A 15,798-nucleotide genomic window follows, 5' to 3' on the forward strand; every position below is an offset into this window, starting at 1 on the left:
TTACTGCGTTTAGTTCCCGATTCTCTGGGTCAACGGGCAGGAGCAATGTTCGGTTGCCTTGCCAGTGACTGCTTGTAAAACGTTCTCAGTTGACTGAAGGTTAAAGCCTGAAAAGTCTTTCTTCGCAGTTTGCAGGATAGATAAAACTGGCCTTTCAACCTTGCAGGTACTACCAGATAGGGTACTGTTACTGTATGTAATGAAAAATCTCATTTTGGGGTTTAGGGTTTCAAAGTTAGTTGTTTCGAATTCCTTTGAACATCTGTAAGTTTTAAGTTTGTCCGTATGTCGGCCTTTTTGCTCAATTTTTTGTCTGGCTACCTCTTTCTGAGCTTCCGAGACAAGGTCTATTTCGGGTTTCTTGATAAGCTGCATGATTTCTTACGACCTTCAGGATTGGATCGGAGCTAAATCTTGGATTGGATCGGAGCTAAATCTTGGATTGGATCGTGGGGTCAACTTCCAGGTTGTACAGGGGTTGAGTCCTGTTGGGTCCCAAACTGACTCGAATGCGGATCTTGGGCTAATCCTCGGTTAGGTGCTGAATATTCGAAGCTGATTTGAGGCTAATTCAGGAGGATCCCTGTTGGATCACAGGTTGGGTTTTGGGTTAAATCTGGAAGACCCCTGTTGGATCGCAGGTTGGATTGGGTTAAATCCGGAAGACCCCTGTTGGATCACAGGTTGGGTTTTGGGTTGAATCGCAGGTTGGATGGGTTGGATCCATTTTAGGATCTCAGTGAGTTGCAGGGTGAATCCCGGGTAAGATTTATGGCTGGATTATGAAAGACGGATCTGGGTTTTACCCGCCTTGCATTAATTCTGATTTGCTTCTGCTAATTTGCATCTTAATTCAATGAACGCTTCGCCTGTTTTTCGAAGCTTGGAATCTGTTTTTGCATTCCTGGAACAGCTTACGAAACTCATCGAGTCTTTTTCTTTTCTAACTCCATAAGCGTCCGTAACCAATTTAGCCTTCAGAGGGCTGGCAGAGCAAATTCCGGATTATGTCGTTTTTTCTGAAACTTGAAGGAGAATAACTAAATATATATTTTTCAAAGTTCCCCCAAGATTTCCACGAAGTACCTCATCGACTTAATATAAAAGCTTTTTGGAATCATCCCTGCATTATCATAATGAGGTAAGATCGCGGCCTGAAAGAAACCTTATTTGCTATGTCTCCTGTCAAAGATCGGTTGGATTTCGCTTCTCGGCTTTTGCAGCTTTAACCTGAAGCGATTTTCAAGGCAATTAAAAACCTCAAATTGAGGAAATAAGCCTTCAAAGAGGGTTTCAACTCTTTGAAAATCCTGATTACCCATACAGGATAATCCCAATTTCTTTTATTTGGTCAGGAACAATCCTGATGGAAAGGAGTTTTTTTCGGTATTATTCAAATGCAGCCAGAGTAGAAAAAACGTTTTCGAAGATAAATATCTTGAGATGGAACTTTTTAAATATCAGTAGTAATCATTTGAATTGTTTTTTATAACTTCACTGAAAATATTTAGGGTAATATTTGATAATTATTATAATTTACTTAATATGTACTTATTCATCAGTACAGAAGGCAGAAAAAGTCTTCATCAGTATGAGGTAAATAAGAGTTCACAAGGATCTTCAATTTACTCTTCAAAGTCATACAGAAAAGAAAAATGAAGGTTTAAAAACCTCAATTTGTTATTTAATTTTTCGTTATTCTAATTAATTTTTTGGCTCTTCGTGGTTTTGTGTGGATATCCTCATAATATTCTCATAAAAACCAATGCGATCTTGAATTGAAAATCATCTTATCCATAGGGAATGACGAAGAGCCTAGTTTTTGTTAGGTTCCGCTATAGTTTTTGTTAGGTTCAGTTACAGTTTTTGCGGGATTATGTTACCGTTTTTTAGGTTCAGTTATCATTTTTACTCGATTCATCTGCCGTTTTCATTTAATTTCCTGGTTTTACTTTTCTGTACAGGAACACAGCAAGCAAGGAAACTGCTCCGTAAAAGATTTCAAACCCTGGAGCATCTGTTTTATTTTCAAGTGCATATTCAACACTTGAAGTGTTTATTCCTCCATTCGCTTCTTCATTAAGGCCGGAAGCTTCTGATCCATTCTGGGAATCGAGCTCCACATTGGCAATTCCACTGTCCTCAGTTTGATTGTAATAGGTTCCGTTACCGCCTGCCTCAACATTTGTCATGTTACCGGAACTTCCATTTGCAACTGTTGCGTTTTCGCCAGCTTCGGAATCATCGGTAATATTGTTCCCGGAGATGTTTTCTACAGGATAGGTAACCATAACAGGATGTGTGACAATTACTGCGGCAGTTTTTGAATCTGTTCCATTTTTATTCGTAGCGCTGAGGGTAACAGTGTAAGTTCCGATTGTCGTAAACACGTGAACAGGGTTTTCCTCCGAAGAGTCGATTTTCCCGTCACTCTCAAAGTCCCAGCTCCACGAGTCTGCATTTTCGGACATGTCGGTAAACTGGACTGAAAGAGGAACAGAACCATTGCTATTGTTCATTTCGAAGTTTGCTACCGGAGGTCCGGACCGCTGTGAGTTGGAAGACGAAATCAGAGGTAACTGATCAGAGTAGGTACTTTGCGAGAGCCTGTATTCGGAATCCGCAATTCCATCTCCATCCGCATCGACTGCTGTATCCGAAAAACCTGTACCATCAGGTTCTGCCCAGAAATTGCCTCCAATGTAGGAACCGCCGACAATATTCTCGCCTTCGGTCTTTTCTGTGTTGTAGGCATTTCCGACTCCATTTTGAACCTCTGCATTGACGGTGTTGTTGAAATAGTTATTATAAATCAGATTGTCGTCACTCTCTGGACAGACGAAAAGGCCGTAAACGTCGTTTGAGGATACGTTATTGCCTGTAAGTGTGTTACCGTCGGAAGTGCTGATATGGACACCAGTGTCTTTATTTTCCGAAGCCGTATTTCCGGAGAGGGTATTATTGGTCGAGTCCGATAATAAGATTCCATATTTTTCATTATCTGTAATCACGTTATTTGACAGCTTATTGCTTTTAGAGTTCGAAAGGTAAATTCCATAACCGTTGTTCAGGATTTTGTTATTCTCAATGATACAGTTATTACTTCCTGAGAGATAGATTCCTGCATAGCTGTTTTTTGTTCCTGTAATCCCAAGTCCACTAATTTTCACGTTATAAGCCTTTAAAGAGATTACATGATTGTCTGAGCTCTTAGCCGTAATTATCGTGTCATCAGGATTCCCAGATTCCGAAGATATTACGAGGTTATCTTTGTCTATTTTAATATTCTCGGTATAGATTCCTGGTTTTAAGATAATTAAATCACCTGAGACTGCATTATCCAATGCGGTTTGTATCGAATCTCCAGGCTGGACGTAAACCTCAGCCGCAGCTCCGATACCCGAGCCTAATGTTAAGAGAAGAAAGACTGCCAGTAAAATAGTTAACCTGTTCAATTTGATTCCCCAGTACATTCAAAGTATGGGTGATACTTCGATTAATTAACCGGAAATTAATATAAAGGAATATAAGTATATTGGTACATATTATAGTGAAATTGTGGTATTAATGTGCATATTGGAGTATTATTTGCCAATACGCTGTTAAAAGATTCAATTAAGTTTAATATTATTCAAGAAGGGCTAAGTTAATTAAAAAAACTCTATATAAGCTGGCACAAATGACTTGAAAAAATATAAAATGTTAAAAATGAATTGATTAATGTGTAATCATCTTATCTGAGAAGAAAAATAAGCAAATTGGTTTTTAATGTGCCTGAGAAATAACATACACAGTATAAGAAAAAGTAAACTGCCCTTGGTCTGTTGATATATATTGCTCTCTCTCACCTTGAGTCTATAAGCAAGTCTATAAGCGCAAGTCTATAAGCTATCCAGAGCCATTGTTAACTTCGTTAAGGCTACCGTCATAACAGGAACGAAATGATTGCAAGTATGATAAAGATTATGACGAGCCACTTTGCAATCTCCATTGATAAACCGGCAACTCCCCTTGCGCCCAATATATATGCAATCAATGCCAATATTAAAAAGACCACAGCAAGTCCTATCAAATCCGCTATATTTCACTCCCCCAGTGATTATTTCCCGATAAATTAATAATTAGATTGAAGGTATTTATAATTTGACTGTCAAAGTAAGTCGTTTTGTTATCTATTGACATCTTTTTTTAATTGAAATCGTTCCTATTAAGATTAGATAAAACTATTCTAAGTACTTCCTGGCCATCACAATTAAACCGCATCGGGTTCTGTAGTCAGACACCAGAATGTAATTAAGGAATGACACAAATATGATACCAGTATATGATACCAGGTGGTTTTGTTGACAAGGATGATTATTTAGGAAAGTGGAACAATGGATCAATTCCCAAACTGAAAATTTGAAGTTATATTTGTATCATTCCTGATCATCTGAATTTCAAAAAATTTTTTGAGTTTCCTGCAAAAAAGTTTGAATAATGTCAAATCTGAATTATAATATCCGCAAACGTTATCGATCCAGCATCTGGCTTTGAACTGTATCATATCTGGCTTTGAACTGTATCATATCTGGCTTTGAACTGTATCATATCTGGCTTTGAACTGTATCATTGGTCTCGATACAGAATACTTTCTCGATACAGAACACTTAATGCTTAAATTTGAGCAGGCAGCCTTTCAAAACGCAGCTGCTGCCTGAGGCCCCTTTTTCTTTTTCTCTGCAAATTTAACCGCTTCTGTCAGTTCTTCTCCTACTGCAACGAGCAGCTCAGGTGTGAGCATACCCTGAGAGACCAGTACTCCTCCTGCATCTCTTATTGCCTGTTTCAGGCTTTTTGCCCATAGGTGTTCGATAATAAGAATAGCAGCGGCGGTACCTTCAGGTATAGCCTCGGTTATCTCCAGAATATCTTCTTCAGTGATTCCATAATTCTCCTGGGCTGCTGCCAGGATTCCTGCCTCTGTGCCTCCTATAGCTCCTTCTTCACCGCCAGCCCCATACCCTATAAGTCCCCCAACGACAGCACCAAAATGCATTCTTTCCTCTTCATCCAGTTGTGTAGCCTCAAGAGACTTGATGTTACCAGCTTCGTCTTTCCATATGAACAGCAAATCAATAAGCCTGACCATCCCTTTATTCATGACTGATTCAAGTTCACGGCGGATCTGGCCGTGGAAGTTCGGATTGTCGAATACTATGACTAAAAGCTGCATTGGTCCATACATTACTTCATCCATTTATTTACTCCCCCATTTGAAATTCTTTCCAGTTCTGCTGTCCCGTTTCTGTTGTGCTGTTTTTCACGGATAACTGGTGGTCACATTAATGAGCTATGAAATCTCGTACAATTCCTGTAGTCTTCTTCCCCCTCTGTCAGGAACTCTACAATCAAAAAACAATCACAGCAGTATTAACACAAAAGATGTATAAAATTTAAAATATATATAAACGAGCATATATAAAATTCAGGTTAAGATTACGAGTGAACAGGCAAAAAATATAGGCGGATTTTATTGTATATTTACAAAACCGATAGCTTCCGAGTATCTCTTCATCGGTCCAGATTTTAGTTTTCTTCTTCCTGCCCTGCACTTTCCTTAGCCTCTGCTTCATTTCCTACTGGGCCCATCAATCTGGCAAGCCATCTGGTTTCCTCAAAACTCTCCAGGATAATCTTCAAAACCATGGTAAGAGGCGTGGCAAGCAGCATTCCTGTAGCTCCAAGCACATAATTCCAGTAGAGAAGGGACAAAAATACAATAGCTGGAGATAGTTTCAGGCCTTTTCCTGCGAGTGAAGGAAATATTACGTTTTCAGTGAGTGCATTGACTATCGAGATAGCAATAATAACAGCCAGAGCTCCTATAAGCCCATACTGGATTAGCCCGAAGAACGCGGGTGGAATTGTAGTTAGAGCCAGGCCTATATATGGAATATAACCAAGAAAAAATGCCATGACACCCCAGAAAACCGCAAAGTCGATACCTCCTATAAGGAGAATAACCGTAATTCCGATGGCCGTAACAAGATTTACCTCTGTTCTTATAACAATAAATTCTATCAGACCCTTACCAAATTTATTCAGACGTGATTCGAATACGAGCTGTTCTTCAGCTTTTTGTTCTGTTTTTTCCTGAGCTCCGGCAGCGCCCAGCAACAAAAATGCTGCTGTGACTATGATTATTCCAACCGTTGTCCCGGCATTTATGAGTCCGTTAAGGACGCTTACCATAAGGCTGACTGCAAGTGATGCAATACCACGAAAAACGGACTGCAGGGATAGGTCTTCGGTGGATGGAAGATACGGTAAAAGTTCGTCCAGGATCTCTATCAACTGACTCTGATAGTTTGGAAGTTGGTTTCCAATCTGGATTGCAGCACCTACAATCACTGCCCCGAAAACCGAGATAAATAGAGTTAATAACAAAATTACCAGAAGCACGCTCAGTACTCCGGGAATGCCTTTTCGCTTGACCCAGCGGACAGGTGGGGTAAGTATCAGTGCGACGAAGATAGAGAAAAATACGGTTGTGAGTATCGGAGATATTTCCTTCATTCCTATTGTCAGGATAACAGCAAAAGTACTGTACACTAAAATCTCAGCAGGTACCGAGATTCTATTTATTTTCATATTTTGCAATTCCCCCCATGTCATTTTACAGTAAGCTGATTTTTTATTTCATAACCCGTTAACACAGGTTGATTGATTAACGCCTCCAGATAAATATTGTATCCGATAATCTTTATAGAATAGGGGAAGATTATCTGGTTAGCTTTCCAACCCCTGAAACCATAATAACACTCGAACCTTCTCCCAAATCTAGTTCAAACTAATGGCTCTTCGAATCATCCCACACCTGTTTTCATGAGCAAATAGATGTAAAACAATATATATTCAAATTGATTTATAATATCTTGCATTTTTATGAGCTTAAGATATCGTTGTGAATTTTAAGGAAGACTATGTATTAAATCGCGGAGTATTGCCATAATACGCCACCTTTTGCCCGCAAAATTTTGAATTTCCAGTTTAAAGTATTTTCCATGAAATAGCTTTCCTGTAAATTCGGTAATATTTTCTGAGATTTATCCTGGATTTATGAGCCTGAAGATGTCCTGTATGGAGTTATCGGCCAGAAATTCGAGAAAGTTTTCCTTACTTACACCGAGTTCTTTTAAATTCAGCATGGTTCTTCACATCTCTTGCTATAGTTTCCTTCCCATAGGCAACTGCTTCACACAAGTGTTTCAAAATAAGTTCTAAAATTAAAAACATTCGATTAACTGCGAATATTTTTTGAAACCAATTAATATAAAATATATATTATATATATAACCATATTATGCGTCTTGTTCAGGTACTCATTCCAGTGGGTAAGCGACAGCCTGTGCTCGCCGTGCTAGATGACGAAGGGATAGACTATGCCGTATGGGACGAAACAGGCAGAAAGGACTTTGAAGCCCTTGTCCAGTTTCCAATTCCTCCTGTTGGTGTGGAACCAGTACTTACCAGATTGCGCAAGGCTGGAATTAGCGAAAATACCTATACTATCGTCCTGACACCTGAAACTATAGTATCAAGACGCATTGAAGTTCTAAAGCAGCGCTACTCTGGAACCCGTATCTCGCGAGAAGAATTGATTGCACGTGCAGAGAACCTTGCACCTGAAACTTCTACTTATCTTGCGTTTCTTGTTCTGAGCACGATTATTGCAACTGGAGGACTCTTGCTTGATTCGGCTGCAACAATCATCGGAGCAATGGTCGTGGCTCCCCTTATGGGGCCTGCAATTTCTGCAAGTGTAGGCACTGTGCTTGACGACAGAAAACTTGCGTCTCGAGGAATTAAGATGCAGATTGGAGGGCTTCTGCTCGCAATTGCAGTGGGTGCCCTTATCGGCATACTTCTTAAAGAATCGATACTTTTGCCACCTGGCCTTGATATCCGAGAAATATCCCAGATAGCCGAGAGGACCAGCCCTAATTTCCTTTCTCTTTTCCTTGCTCTGGGATCGGGTATAGCAGGAGCTATCAGTATTATCCGGAATGCAGGGTCTGCCCTTGTGGGTGTTGCGATTGCAATCGCTCTCGTTCCACCAGCTGCAACGGCAGGGTTGGGACTCGCATGGGGGCTACCCTTAGTAGCAATTACAGCTGCCGTGCTCGTGCTTGTTAACCTGCTTGCTGTCAACGTGTCAGCCCTCATAATGTTCTGGGTTTCCGGTTTTCGTCCGGTAGAGAAAGAAGCAGTTGTACATGCCCGTTCTTCTGTGATCTCGCATGTAGCTTTACTTGTCATTGCAATTGCCTCACTCTCTGTAGCTCTTGGGCTTGTTACCTATTCTTCTTTTCAGACATCTCTTGTTGAACAGGAGATTAACGGAGAAATGATAGCTATGTTCAAAGATCCCGAATATGCAGAAAAGGATTTGACACTTGAAAAAGTTACAGTCGGCTATATGCCTTTAGATTTCTTGTTAAAAAAACCTGTAAAAGTATCCCTCCTGATAGGCCGCAAAGTAGGTCAGGAAGTCCCTCCAGATATGGCCAGTAAAGCTGCTTACCGCCTGACAGAAGCTACAGGTAAAGATGTCAGAATTAATATTGGCTTTGTAGAGTCACAGAAATTCCCGTAAGTGCTCCATTAAGAATCTTCTGCCTCATATCATAAGAATCAATTCTCTCAATCTCATATTCAGGCTTAATAAAATCCAGTTTTTCCTTTTTGCTCGTAAGATTATGGGCTAGTTCTCTTACCTTCAGGAAGATAACATAGCTCCAGATGCTTTCTTTTCCCCGGTAACTTACTTTTTTGTTCAGCATATTGGAAAATTCATTAACAACCTTCCTGGATCCTGTAGGCTTTAATCCAGGATTATGATTTTCTGTCCTGATAAAGTCCTTACCTTCCATAGCCCCACTTTCAACCAGGCCAATAACCACCGGATCAACAAGGAGCCCGAAAGGCTCCAAAAGGGTCATAATGCTAAGCTGTTATATTGTGTCGTTTCCGTTCAAAAGAGGAAGCTTCATTAGAAATCAACCTCCTTTTTTTCTTTGAGAATTTTACGCAATAAACAATGGCGATAACATGAACTATAGCAAAATGACAAAGGACGATTTTGACAGAATTCTTTACACACGTCTTAATGAGGAAAATCTTCAGTCAATAGTTAATATTCCGGGTGTTTCTGAAATAGTATCCAGGCATTTCAATAACGATACACTTCTTAACGAGGAAACTCTTCAATCAATAATTAATATTCCAGGCGTTTATGAAATAGTGTCCAGCCATTTCAATAATGATATACTTGAAGCGTGGGAATATGAGCAGTATATAAAGGTTAAAGATATTGTAGAAAGAATCGAGTTGTGGAATCCAGAATTCCAGCGAACCATAGTATTGTTAAATTTACTGAACAAATTAACTGAAATTCTTTACGATACCCTGGATCTAAAACTGGACAAATATGTTAACCTTCGAGCACTTCCGGTCAGGGAGTTCCACAAAGAAACTGTGGACAAATATTCAGCATATCCTATCTGGACATGCGATTTTGAAGGGTCCTGTCTTGTTGGCGCTGAGAAGTTTGAAATCGAACCTATCGATTTAATTCTTCACCGCTTTGGGGATGATTAAAGGGTCCTGTGTGAGCTGATCCCAAAACGCAAAATTGCTTCTCTGAATATCTTATTCTGGATTATCAATAAGAGCTTCTGACCCTGTAAAAATAATTCTGAAACTCTTATTGATGTGGGAATAAAATTGGTTTTGGGATGAGCTCCGTGAGAAAGTACCCCATTGATTCTCGATTAAGGAGTTTTCTTGCCTGAAGCTATCGATTTTGCATTAGAAGCTGGCCTTAAATTTTGGCATATTTACATGAAATCAATACCATGTTCCACCTCACAATCTATTGCAACATTTTACAAACGTTCTGGAACTGAAGACAATTTATCACTATTCCTCACTTAACCGAAAACGCTTGAATATACCCGAATTTCAAAATAAATTCCCGGATACAACAGTGAGGGTTAGTCGTGAAGATTAGTCGTGAAAGTTAGTCGTGAAGGTTAGTCATGAAAACATTCATGGAGCTTGACACTAAGAAAAAGAAGAAAGAAAACAGTCCTTGGAAGCATTTGTGCCGAAGATATTTACAAAGGAAAAAAGCAAGAAAAGCTTATTGGCCGGAGAAAGCAGAAAACCTGTCCTGATGCCGGGTTTTTAGCCTAAATTTTGCTTTCTCAGGCCTTGTCTTCATGGCTTTTCCTTGCAACGCAACTTTCAAGTGATGCACCTGCAACAGCTTTTGCAACCGCAGGCACTACACGCTTGTCAAGAGGGTCAGGAATTATGTAATCTTCAGAAAGTTCACTGAGCGTTACGACCTCCGAAAGAGCACGCGCCGCAGCTATTTCCATCTCAGGTGTTATTTTTCTCGCACAGGTGCTGAGAGCACCTTTGAAAACCCCAGGGAAGCTCAGGCAATTATTAAGCTGATTTGGAAAGTCCGACCTGCCCGTAGCAACAACCCTTGCTCCTGCCCGCTTTGCGGCATCAGGCATTATCTCAGGTAGAGGGTTTGCCATAGCCATTACAATTGCATCTTTTGCCATGGAACGAACCATTTCCTCACTGATTATCCCTCCCACGGAGACACCGATAAAAAGGTCAGCTCCCGGTAAAGCATTTTCAAGCCCCCCTTTCAATTTTCCATGATTTGTGAGCCTGGCAATTTCCTCTTTTACGGGGTTCATGCCGTTTTTCCGGCCTTCATACACGAGCCCTTTACTGTCGCAGACAAGAATTCTTGACGGATTTGCTCCTGCTCGAACCAGGAACCGGAAAATTGCTACTCCTGCCGCTCCCAGGCCTGAAATCACTATACGGAGTTCATTTAACTTTTTATTCACAATTTTAAGAGCATTGAGAAGCCCGGCAAAAACTACAATGGCTGTCCCATGCTGGTCATCATGCATAACTGGCAGATCGAGTTCTTCGCGTAGCCGCTCCTCTATTTCAAAGCAACGAGGAGCACTGATGTCTTCAAGGTTAATACCTCCGAATGCAGGAGCCAGATGCTTTACCGCTTTTATCACTTCTTCGGTTTCCTGTGTGTCAAGGCAAATTGGAAAGGCATCAATGCCTGCAAATTCTTTGAAAATTATTGCCTTTCCTTCCATAACAGGCAGCGCAGCATAAGGTCCTATATTCCCAAGCCCCAGAACTGCCGATCCATCAGTGATAACAGCAATAGTATTTCTCTTCAGGGTATAGAGGTAGGCAAGTTCAGGGTCCTTGACTATCTTCCTGCACGGCTCGGCAACTCCTGGTGTATAGGCGACGCTGAGGTCGTGTATCGTTTGAAGGCTAACTTTACTGGCAACCTCCAGTACGCCCCCAAGCCGTCGGTGCACGGCAAGTGATTCCTGATATAAGGATGTGTGTGGATCAGTGCCTTTTTCCTGGTACTTTTCCAGATCCTTCCCTGAATCCTTTTCCAGAGTTTTTTCGGAATTTTTTTCCAGATCTTTTCCGGAGTTCTTTTTCAGATCAGTTTCCAGCTCTGAGTCTGAGTGCATATTTTTAATCGCAGTACCCCCTGACAATACTTAATATTGTAGCAAAGCCTTAACGCGACTGAATTCCAAGAATTAAAACTTCCATATAATTTTAAAGTTATTAGCACAGCCTTAGTCCATTAAATTTTAAGAAATAAACTTTCCGGTGTAATAGTCTACGCAGGCCGTAGATAAACCCACTGGCTAGAATTATGAAACTGGTCCATTGAACCAACCGACTTTAACTCACCGACCTGAATTAACTGCCTTAATTCTATGTTTACTGGCAGTCTTTGCAATCCAGAAGATTCCCGACCGATTGAATTGCGGAAAAACTCGGCTGGCGAGAATTAATGCACTCTATCATTACCGCAGAAAAGATATACTATTTAAGAAGAATAGTCCAGTATGCAAATTAACGGAATAGCTCGTGATACTCTTAATTTTATCCTGGAGGCTAGTAAGTCCATCGCTCCCCAGGAATTTGCCGGACTTTTGCAGGAAAAAGATGGCATCATCACTGAAGTTCTTATATTACCTGGCACGGAATCCAGTGATTCAAATGCCGTTCTCAGGCTCTATATGATGCCGAACATCAAAGCCGCAGGTTCAGTCCACAGCCATCCAGGCCCGAACCGTAGCCCTTCACAGGCTGACCTGCTACTCTTTTCAAAAACAGGCAACTGCCATATCATAGTTGGCCGCCCGTATGATAGTCAAAGCTGGACATGCTATAACAGGGAAGGAGAAGTAATTGAGCTTCCCGTGCTTGATGTTGAATTTGATGACTATGAAGAGATTTGACTCAAGAACCAGCTCGGAAAAACGCTCGTCCTCCATGAATAAATCATCACTTTTGGAAACGTTCATCCAGTCAGAGATACTTTTCTGCAAACACGGTCATTAACAAAAAAGTACGGTATCCATAGCTGTCAAGTAATATCAAATAAACGACAGGTAGCTAGCAAATAAACGATAGGTGGCCGGCAGATAGTCATTAAACAGTTACCAAATAATTAATAAATATCTATCAAATAACCAACAAATGGCTGTCAAATGATCAATAAGTAGCTGCCAAATAATCAGCAAATAACTACAAAATAATCGCAAATAACCGGCAAAAGCTTTCAGGAGGGGGGTATAAATAACTTTAGTTAGTTATCTTAATTTTCCGGCTGTTGACCGGATGCAAATCCCTACCTTCATTCTGTTAGCCTACCAAAAATGTTTTATTTACAGATACATATTATTTAGAGGATACATCCGTACTTAAGGTATCTGAAAATAAGTGATATCTTGCTTCAGAGGTTGTATCCGGGCAAACACTCTGGGACTAAGACCAGGTGGCCTTCATATAACTGGAGGTAGTAATCCGAATGCCTACATGCCAAGATTGTAGATTTTATACGGCTATTGATGAGCTAAAAGGCGAATGTTTCAGCCTGGGTTTTGAAGTGCGCGGAAAAACCGATTCCAAGAAGTGCCCGGAACGGGCTTTCAGGCCAAACAAAGGCCCCAAATCCAGAAAATCCGGAGCGCATAATTACTGAAAATGTGAAAAATAAAAGGCAGAAAAAGCTCAGAAGGAAGAAAGAGCTAGCTCAAAAAAGAGGTTTAAAATGTTAAAATGAATTGAAGCGAACCTCCAGCCCTAACATAAATTCCGGTGTACCTGAATAACTTACTTTTTGTTTGCCGGAATTAAACAAGCTTAAACGAAATATCATTAAATTTTTTTGTTTTGTATCTATTTTTAGTACTATTATAACTATTCAGCCCAGGAAAAACAACATCATTAACCTGATTTAACAGAATTCAAGGGGTAAATTTCAGAAAATATATTTTATTTGATTATTGGCTATTGATTGCGTTTTTTCAATCCTCAAGAGTTAGAATTCAGACATACCGATTTCATCAAAATCAATATCGATCAATAAATTCCGGAAGGCTGAATAGTAATCAATTTTATAAGGATTGATGGCCAGTGAAAACAGCGATTGTTTTAAAGCTTCAAGTTCCATTTTCTACCCCAAAATATGATGAGAGAAAATGGAACAATTATTATATTTTTCAGTGGTTGAAAATCCATTAAATTTGAAGAGAATGCCTGATTTGATAGTATGGTTTCTACTATTTTTGGCTTCATTTCCTTTCTTTGAGGGACTCAAGAGCTTTTTTGACTATAGTGCGGTAGTAACCGGTATCAGTCGAATAGTGTTCTTTTGCAAGTTTTGAGTTTTGATCCTCCTCTACCTCAATTGCCCTTATCCTTTCAAGAGTCTGTTTTGCAGTATCAAGCACCCAGAGATCCCGGGTAAGTTCATCTACCTGCTGGATAGATTCTGGACGGATAGAAGTAAGGACATTCCCATCATCTGTAGTATAGGTACTGGTTTTGCCCACAACTGCTACAAAAGCTGGCAGTTCACACTCGGCAAGAAATTGAGCTGCTTCGGGCTGATACTGTCCGGCATAGACCAGGAAAGAACCTGTCGGGTCCGAAACTCTTCCCCTCCAGTACTCAGAATCAGTGCCGATATCTTCTTTTTCGATAAGTGTGCCAACAAGGAAGATACGGTTTACTTTAGCTCCCGTGGGCGTCAGGACATACTGTGGAGCATACTGATCAGTTTCATCCCTTGAAGTCAGATTCGAATCCTTCAGTTCCTGGGCAAAAACCCTGCGGGCAGCTTCTCTGAAAAAACCTGGCATTTACTGCACCTCCATCCTGGCAAGTGTTTCATTAAGCGACAGCATTTCATCAAGCATCTCTCTATCCAGAGAAGTTTTTGGTGTAATGGAATCCACAAGGATATAACGATCAAGCTTGTGTCCGGTTACAGTATAGTACCTGCCTACCAGCTCATGTTTTAGATTATCCAGCACTACTCCGGGGTCGAGAGCGTCAGCGGCCATTGCAATTGCAGTATTAAGAGAAAGCCCTGCAAGCTCCTCGGTAAGTTCTCTGTTAATCAGGATGTCCTGAGTGGAAGTTCCGGAATCCAGAACCGCTTTTATCCTCAGGTCGTATTCACCTTTTACTTTTCCGTGCTCGGGACAGGCACCCTTAACCAGAGCCCTTTTACATTCGGGACAACGTTTTATGAGGCCTGAACCGGTCTGGATGTCCACCATTGCTCCGAAGTATGTGGAAGTTAAGGACCCGACTTTGATATCTTCATCAAGTTCTTCTATGGAACTTGACCGGTTAAGCTGAATCTGGATCTTACCTCCCCATTCGTTGACAACTACATTTTTCAATATGTAGCTTTTGCCCTCTTCCATGTCAGGAAGCTCGGAACTGGCCCAATTAGTAAATTTGATAACCCCTGTGGGGTCTCCTATAAGCCCTGCCTGTTCAATCGATTCATGAGAGTTTTCCCAAAGTTGAACCACTTTTCCTTTAACTGTAGCCCACTGGCCTCCGGCAAGGTCAGAGATGTTCCTGAGTTCAGACTCCCTTGCAGCCGGGATGAAGTCCCCGCCTCCAACTCCAATAGCCTCATCCAGTTTTTCGATAGAAGTATTCCTATTAAGCTGTACCTGGAACCTGCCATTGTACTCTCCTACGACAACGCTCCTGAATAAATAACTCTCACCCTGTTCAAGCCCAGGCAGTTCGGCATTTTTCCATTCGGTAAACTTTATAATTCCTGTTTCATCTCCCAGGAGCCCTACCTGAGAGATTGAGTCGTGAGTGTTTTCCCAGAGCTGGACAACTCTTGCCTTAATATTTGCCCATTGCCCATTTTCAGAAATATCTATTATCTTGGTAAGCTGCGGCTCAGCCTGCCTGGTATAAAATTCATTTTTAGGAATAGAGTATTTCTTCAAAAAGTAATTGGTCACACTACGCTGGGCTTCGTTTGAAGGAACTTTAAATTTAGTAATCAGTTCATCAAGTCTGCTTTCGATATCCTCTACAGGTACGTCGATGCCAAGCTTTAAAAATCGATCTCGAATAGATTCAGCTATCTGTTTCATTCTTCCTACCTCAAGCCTCTTGTTTATCTTTATTTATAGAGAGGCGTTTTAATCTACAACGCCACAGCATATAAAGTTAAGGAAAGCGGAGTGAAAGTATTTGCATCAAGGTCATAATTGGTATCTGGTGAAATTCTTCTTAAAGACTGATAAACCATGAAATTAACCCCTGCAACTCAATTCCATGCAGTGGAAATACTATTATTTTGAAACTGTTTTTAAATTCCCTATGCATAATACCTGCTTC

General features: G+C 40.7%; 15 protein-coding genes. 5 read left to right on the top strand and 10 right to left on the bottom strand.

The window, feature by feature from the left end; all coding sequences use genetic code 11:
* Positions 1-9: 9 nt before the first annotated feature.
* The 5 genes from MSVAZ_RS10155 to MSVAZ_RS10170 all read right to left on the bottom strand — a co-directional run bounded on the left by MSVAZ_RS10155 (position 10) and on the right by MSVAZ_RS10170 (position 6,633).
* Positions 10-375, bottom strand: a complete 366-nt coding sequence (locus MSVAZ_RS10155) for a hypothetical protein (protein WP_048120693.1) — start codon at positions 373-375, stop codon at positions 10-12.
* A 1,559-nt stretch (positions 376-1,934) separates the two neighbouring features.
* The gene (locus tag MSVAZ_RS10160) at positions 1,935-3,455 is read right to left on the bottom strand and encodes a NosD domain-containing protein (protein WP_052727945.1); all 1,521 of its coding nucleotides are present in this window, start codon (positions 3,453-3,455) and stop codon (positions 1,935-1,937) included.
* A 470-nt stretch (positions 3,456-3,925) separates the two neighbouring features.
* Positions 3,926-4,057: a DUF1328 family protein gene (locus MSVAZ_RS19520; RefSeq protein WP_231592638.1), complete on the bottom strand. Its 132-nt coding sequence runs from the start codon at positions 4,055-4,057 to the stop codon at positions 3,926-3,928.
* 621 nt (positions 4,058-4,678) lie between these two features.
* Positions 4,679-5,239, bottom strand: a complete 561-nt coding sequence (locus MSVAZ_RS10165) for a DUF1269 domain-containing protein (RefSeq protein WP_048120695.1) — start codon at positions 5,237-5,239, stop codon at positions 4,679-4,681.
* Between the two features lie 329 nt (positions 5,240-5,568).
* Complete coding sequence (locus MSVAZ_RS10170) at positions 5,569-6,633, bottom strand: AI-2E family transporter (RefSeq protein ID WP_048120696.1); 1,065 nt, start codon at positions 6,631-6,633, stop codon at positions 5,569-5,571.
* A gap of 712 nt (positions 6,634-7,345) precedes the next feature.
* On the opposite strand from MSVAZ_RS10170, the gene MSVAZ_RS10175 reads away from it, so the two are divergent.
* Positions 7,346-8,638: a TIGR00341 family protein gene (locus MSVAZ_RS10175; RefSeq protein WP_048120697.1), complete on the top strand. Its 1,293-nt coding sequence runs from the start codon at positions 7,346-7,348 to the stop codon at positions 8,636-8,638.
* Here the strand turns inward: MSVAZ_RS10175 and MSVAZ_RS10180 are convergent.
* The gene (locus tag MSVAZ_RS10180) at positions 8,601-8,984 is read right to left on the bottom strand and encodes a CRISPR-associated endonuclease Cas1 (protein WP_048120698.1); all 384 of its coding nucleotides are present in this window, start codon (positions 8,982-8,984) and stop codon (positions 8,601-8,603) included. The genes MSVAZ_RS10175 and MSVAZ_RS10180 overlap by 38 nt on opposite strands.
* Before the next feature lie 124 nt (positions 8,985-9,108).
* Between MSVAZ_RS10180 and MSVAZ_RS10185 the strand changes: the two genes are divergently transcribed.
* On the top strand, positions 9,109-9,642 hold the full coding sequence (locus MSVAZ_RS10185) for a hypothetical protein (RefSeq protein ID WP_232316054.1): 534 nt from the start codon (positions 9,109-9,111) through the stop codon (positions 9,640-9,642).
* A 459-nt stretch (positions 9,643-10,101) separates the two neighbouring features.
* Entirely contained in the window at positions 10,102-10,239 is a 138-nt protein-coding gene (locus tag MSVAZ_RS20320) for a hypothetical protein (protein ID WP_157206065.1), read from the top strand.
* Positions 10,240-10,250: 11 nt separating this feature from the next.
* Here the strand turns inward: MSVAZ_RS20320 and MSVAZ_RS10190 are convergent, their stop codons facing one another.
* The gene (locus MSVAZ_RS10190) at positions 10,251-11,588 is read right to left on the bottom strand and encodes an NAD(P)-dependent malic enzyme (RefSeq protein WP_084626120.1); all 1,338 of its coding nucleotides are present in this window, start codon (positions 11,586-11,588) and stop codon (positions 10,251-10,253) included.
* Positions 11,589-11,975: 387 nt separating this feature from the next.
* Between MSVAZ_RS10190 and MSVAZ_RS10195 the strand changes: the two genes are divergently transcribed.
* Together MSVAZ_RS10195 and MSVAZ_RS20860 are read left to right on the top strand one after the other, a co-directional pair.
* Complete coding sequence (locus MSVAZ_RS10195; protein WP_048120701.1) at positions 11,976-12,371, top strand: Mov34/MPN/PAD-1 family protein; 396 nt, start codon at positions 11,976-11,978, stop codon at positions 12,369-12,371.
* 572 nt (positions 12,372-12,943) lie between these two features.
* Positions 12,944-13,117, top strand: a complete 174-nt coding sequence (locus tag MSVAZ_RS20860; RefSeq protein ID WP_197078753.1) for a hypothetical protein — start codon at positions 12,944-12,946, stop codon at positions 13,115-13,117.
* A 339-nt stretch (positions 13,118-13,456) separates the two neighbouring features.
* Here MSVAZ_RS20860 and MSVAZ_RS21560 read toward each other — a convergent pair whose 3' ends face one another.
* From MSVAZ_RS21560 to MSVAZ_RS10205, 3 genes are all read right to left on the bottom strand, one after another.
* Positions 13,457-13,588: a hypothetical protein gene (locus MSVAZ_RS21560; RefSeq protein WP_269746765.1), complete on the bottom strand. Its 132-nt coding sequence runs from the start codon at positions 13,586-13,588 to the stop codon at positions 13,457-13,459.
* A 121-nt stretch (positions 13,589-13,709) separates the two neighbouring features.
* A complete protein-coding gene (locus tag MSVAZ_RS10200) occupies positions 13,710-14,279 on the bottom strand; it encodes an RPA family protein (RefSeq protein ID WP_048120704.1) in 570 nt (189 codons plus the stop codon).
* Positions 14,280-15,551, bottom strand: a complete 1,272-nt coding sequence (locus MSVAZ_RS10205; protein ID WP_048120706.1) for a replication protein A — start codon at positions 15,549-15,551, stop codon at positions 14,280-14,282.
* Positions 15,552-15,798 lie beyond the last annotated feature (247 nt).

The sequence above is a fragment of the Methanosarcina vacuolata Z-761 genome, from assembly GCF_000969905.1.
Classification (GTDB): domain Archaea; phylum Halobacteriota; class Methanosarcinia; order Methanosarcinales; family Methanosarcinaceae; genus Methanosarcina; species Methanosarcina vacuolata.

Bases quoted from the DNA above. Each gene is read 5' to 3' on its own strand.
- MSVAZ_RS10155 (WP_048120693.1), bottom strand. From the start codon at position 375: ATGCAGCTTATCAAGAAACCCGAAATAGACCTTGTCTCGGAAGCTCAG.
- MSVAZ_RS10165 (WP_048120695.1), bottom strand. From the start codon at position 5,239: ATGGATGAAGTAATGTATGGACCAATGCAGCTTTTAGTCATAGTATTC.
- MSVAZ_RS10170 (WP_048120696.1), bottom strand. From the start codon at position 6,633: ATGAAAATAAATAGAATCTCGGTACCTGCTGAGATTTTAGTGTACAGT.
- MSVAZ_RS10175 (WP_048120697.1), top strand. From the start codon at position 7,346: ATGCGTCTTGTTCAGGTACTCATTCCAGTGGGTAAGCGACAGCCTGTG.
- MSVAZ_RS10180 (WP_048120698.1), bottom strand. From the start codon at position 8,984: ATGACCCTTTTGGAGCCTTTCGGGCTCCTTGTTGATCCGGTGGTTATT.
- MSVAZ_RS10185 (WP_232316054.1), top strand. From the start codon at position 9,109: ATGACAAAGGACGATTTTGACAGAATTCTTTACACACGTCTTAATGAG.
- MSVAZ_RS10190 (WP_084626120.1), bottom strand. From the start codon at position 11,588: ATGCACTCAGACTCAGAGCTGGAAACTGATCTGAAAAAGAACTCCGGA.
- MSVAZ_RS10195 (WP_048120701.1), top strand. From the start codon at position 11,976: ATGCAAATTAACGGAATAGCTCGTGATACTCTTAATTTTATCCTGGAG.
- MSVAZ_RS20860 (WP_197078753.1), top strand. From the start codon at position 12,944: ATGCCTACATGCCAAGATTGTAGATTTTATACGGCTATTGATGAGCTA.
- MSVAZ_RS21560 (WP_269746765.1), bottom strand. From the start codon at position 13,588: ATGGAACTTGAAGCTTTAAAACAATCGCTGTTTTCACTGGCCATCAAT.
- MSVAZ_RS10200 (WP_048120704.1), bottom strand. From the start codon at position 14,279: ATGCCAGGTTTTTTCAGAGAAGCTGCCCGCAGGGTTTTTGCCCAGGAA.
- MSVAZ_RS10205 (WP_048120706.1), bottom strand. From the start codon at position 15,551: ATGAAACAGATAGCTGAATCTATTCGAGATCGATTTTTAAAGCTTGGC.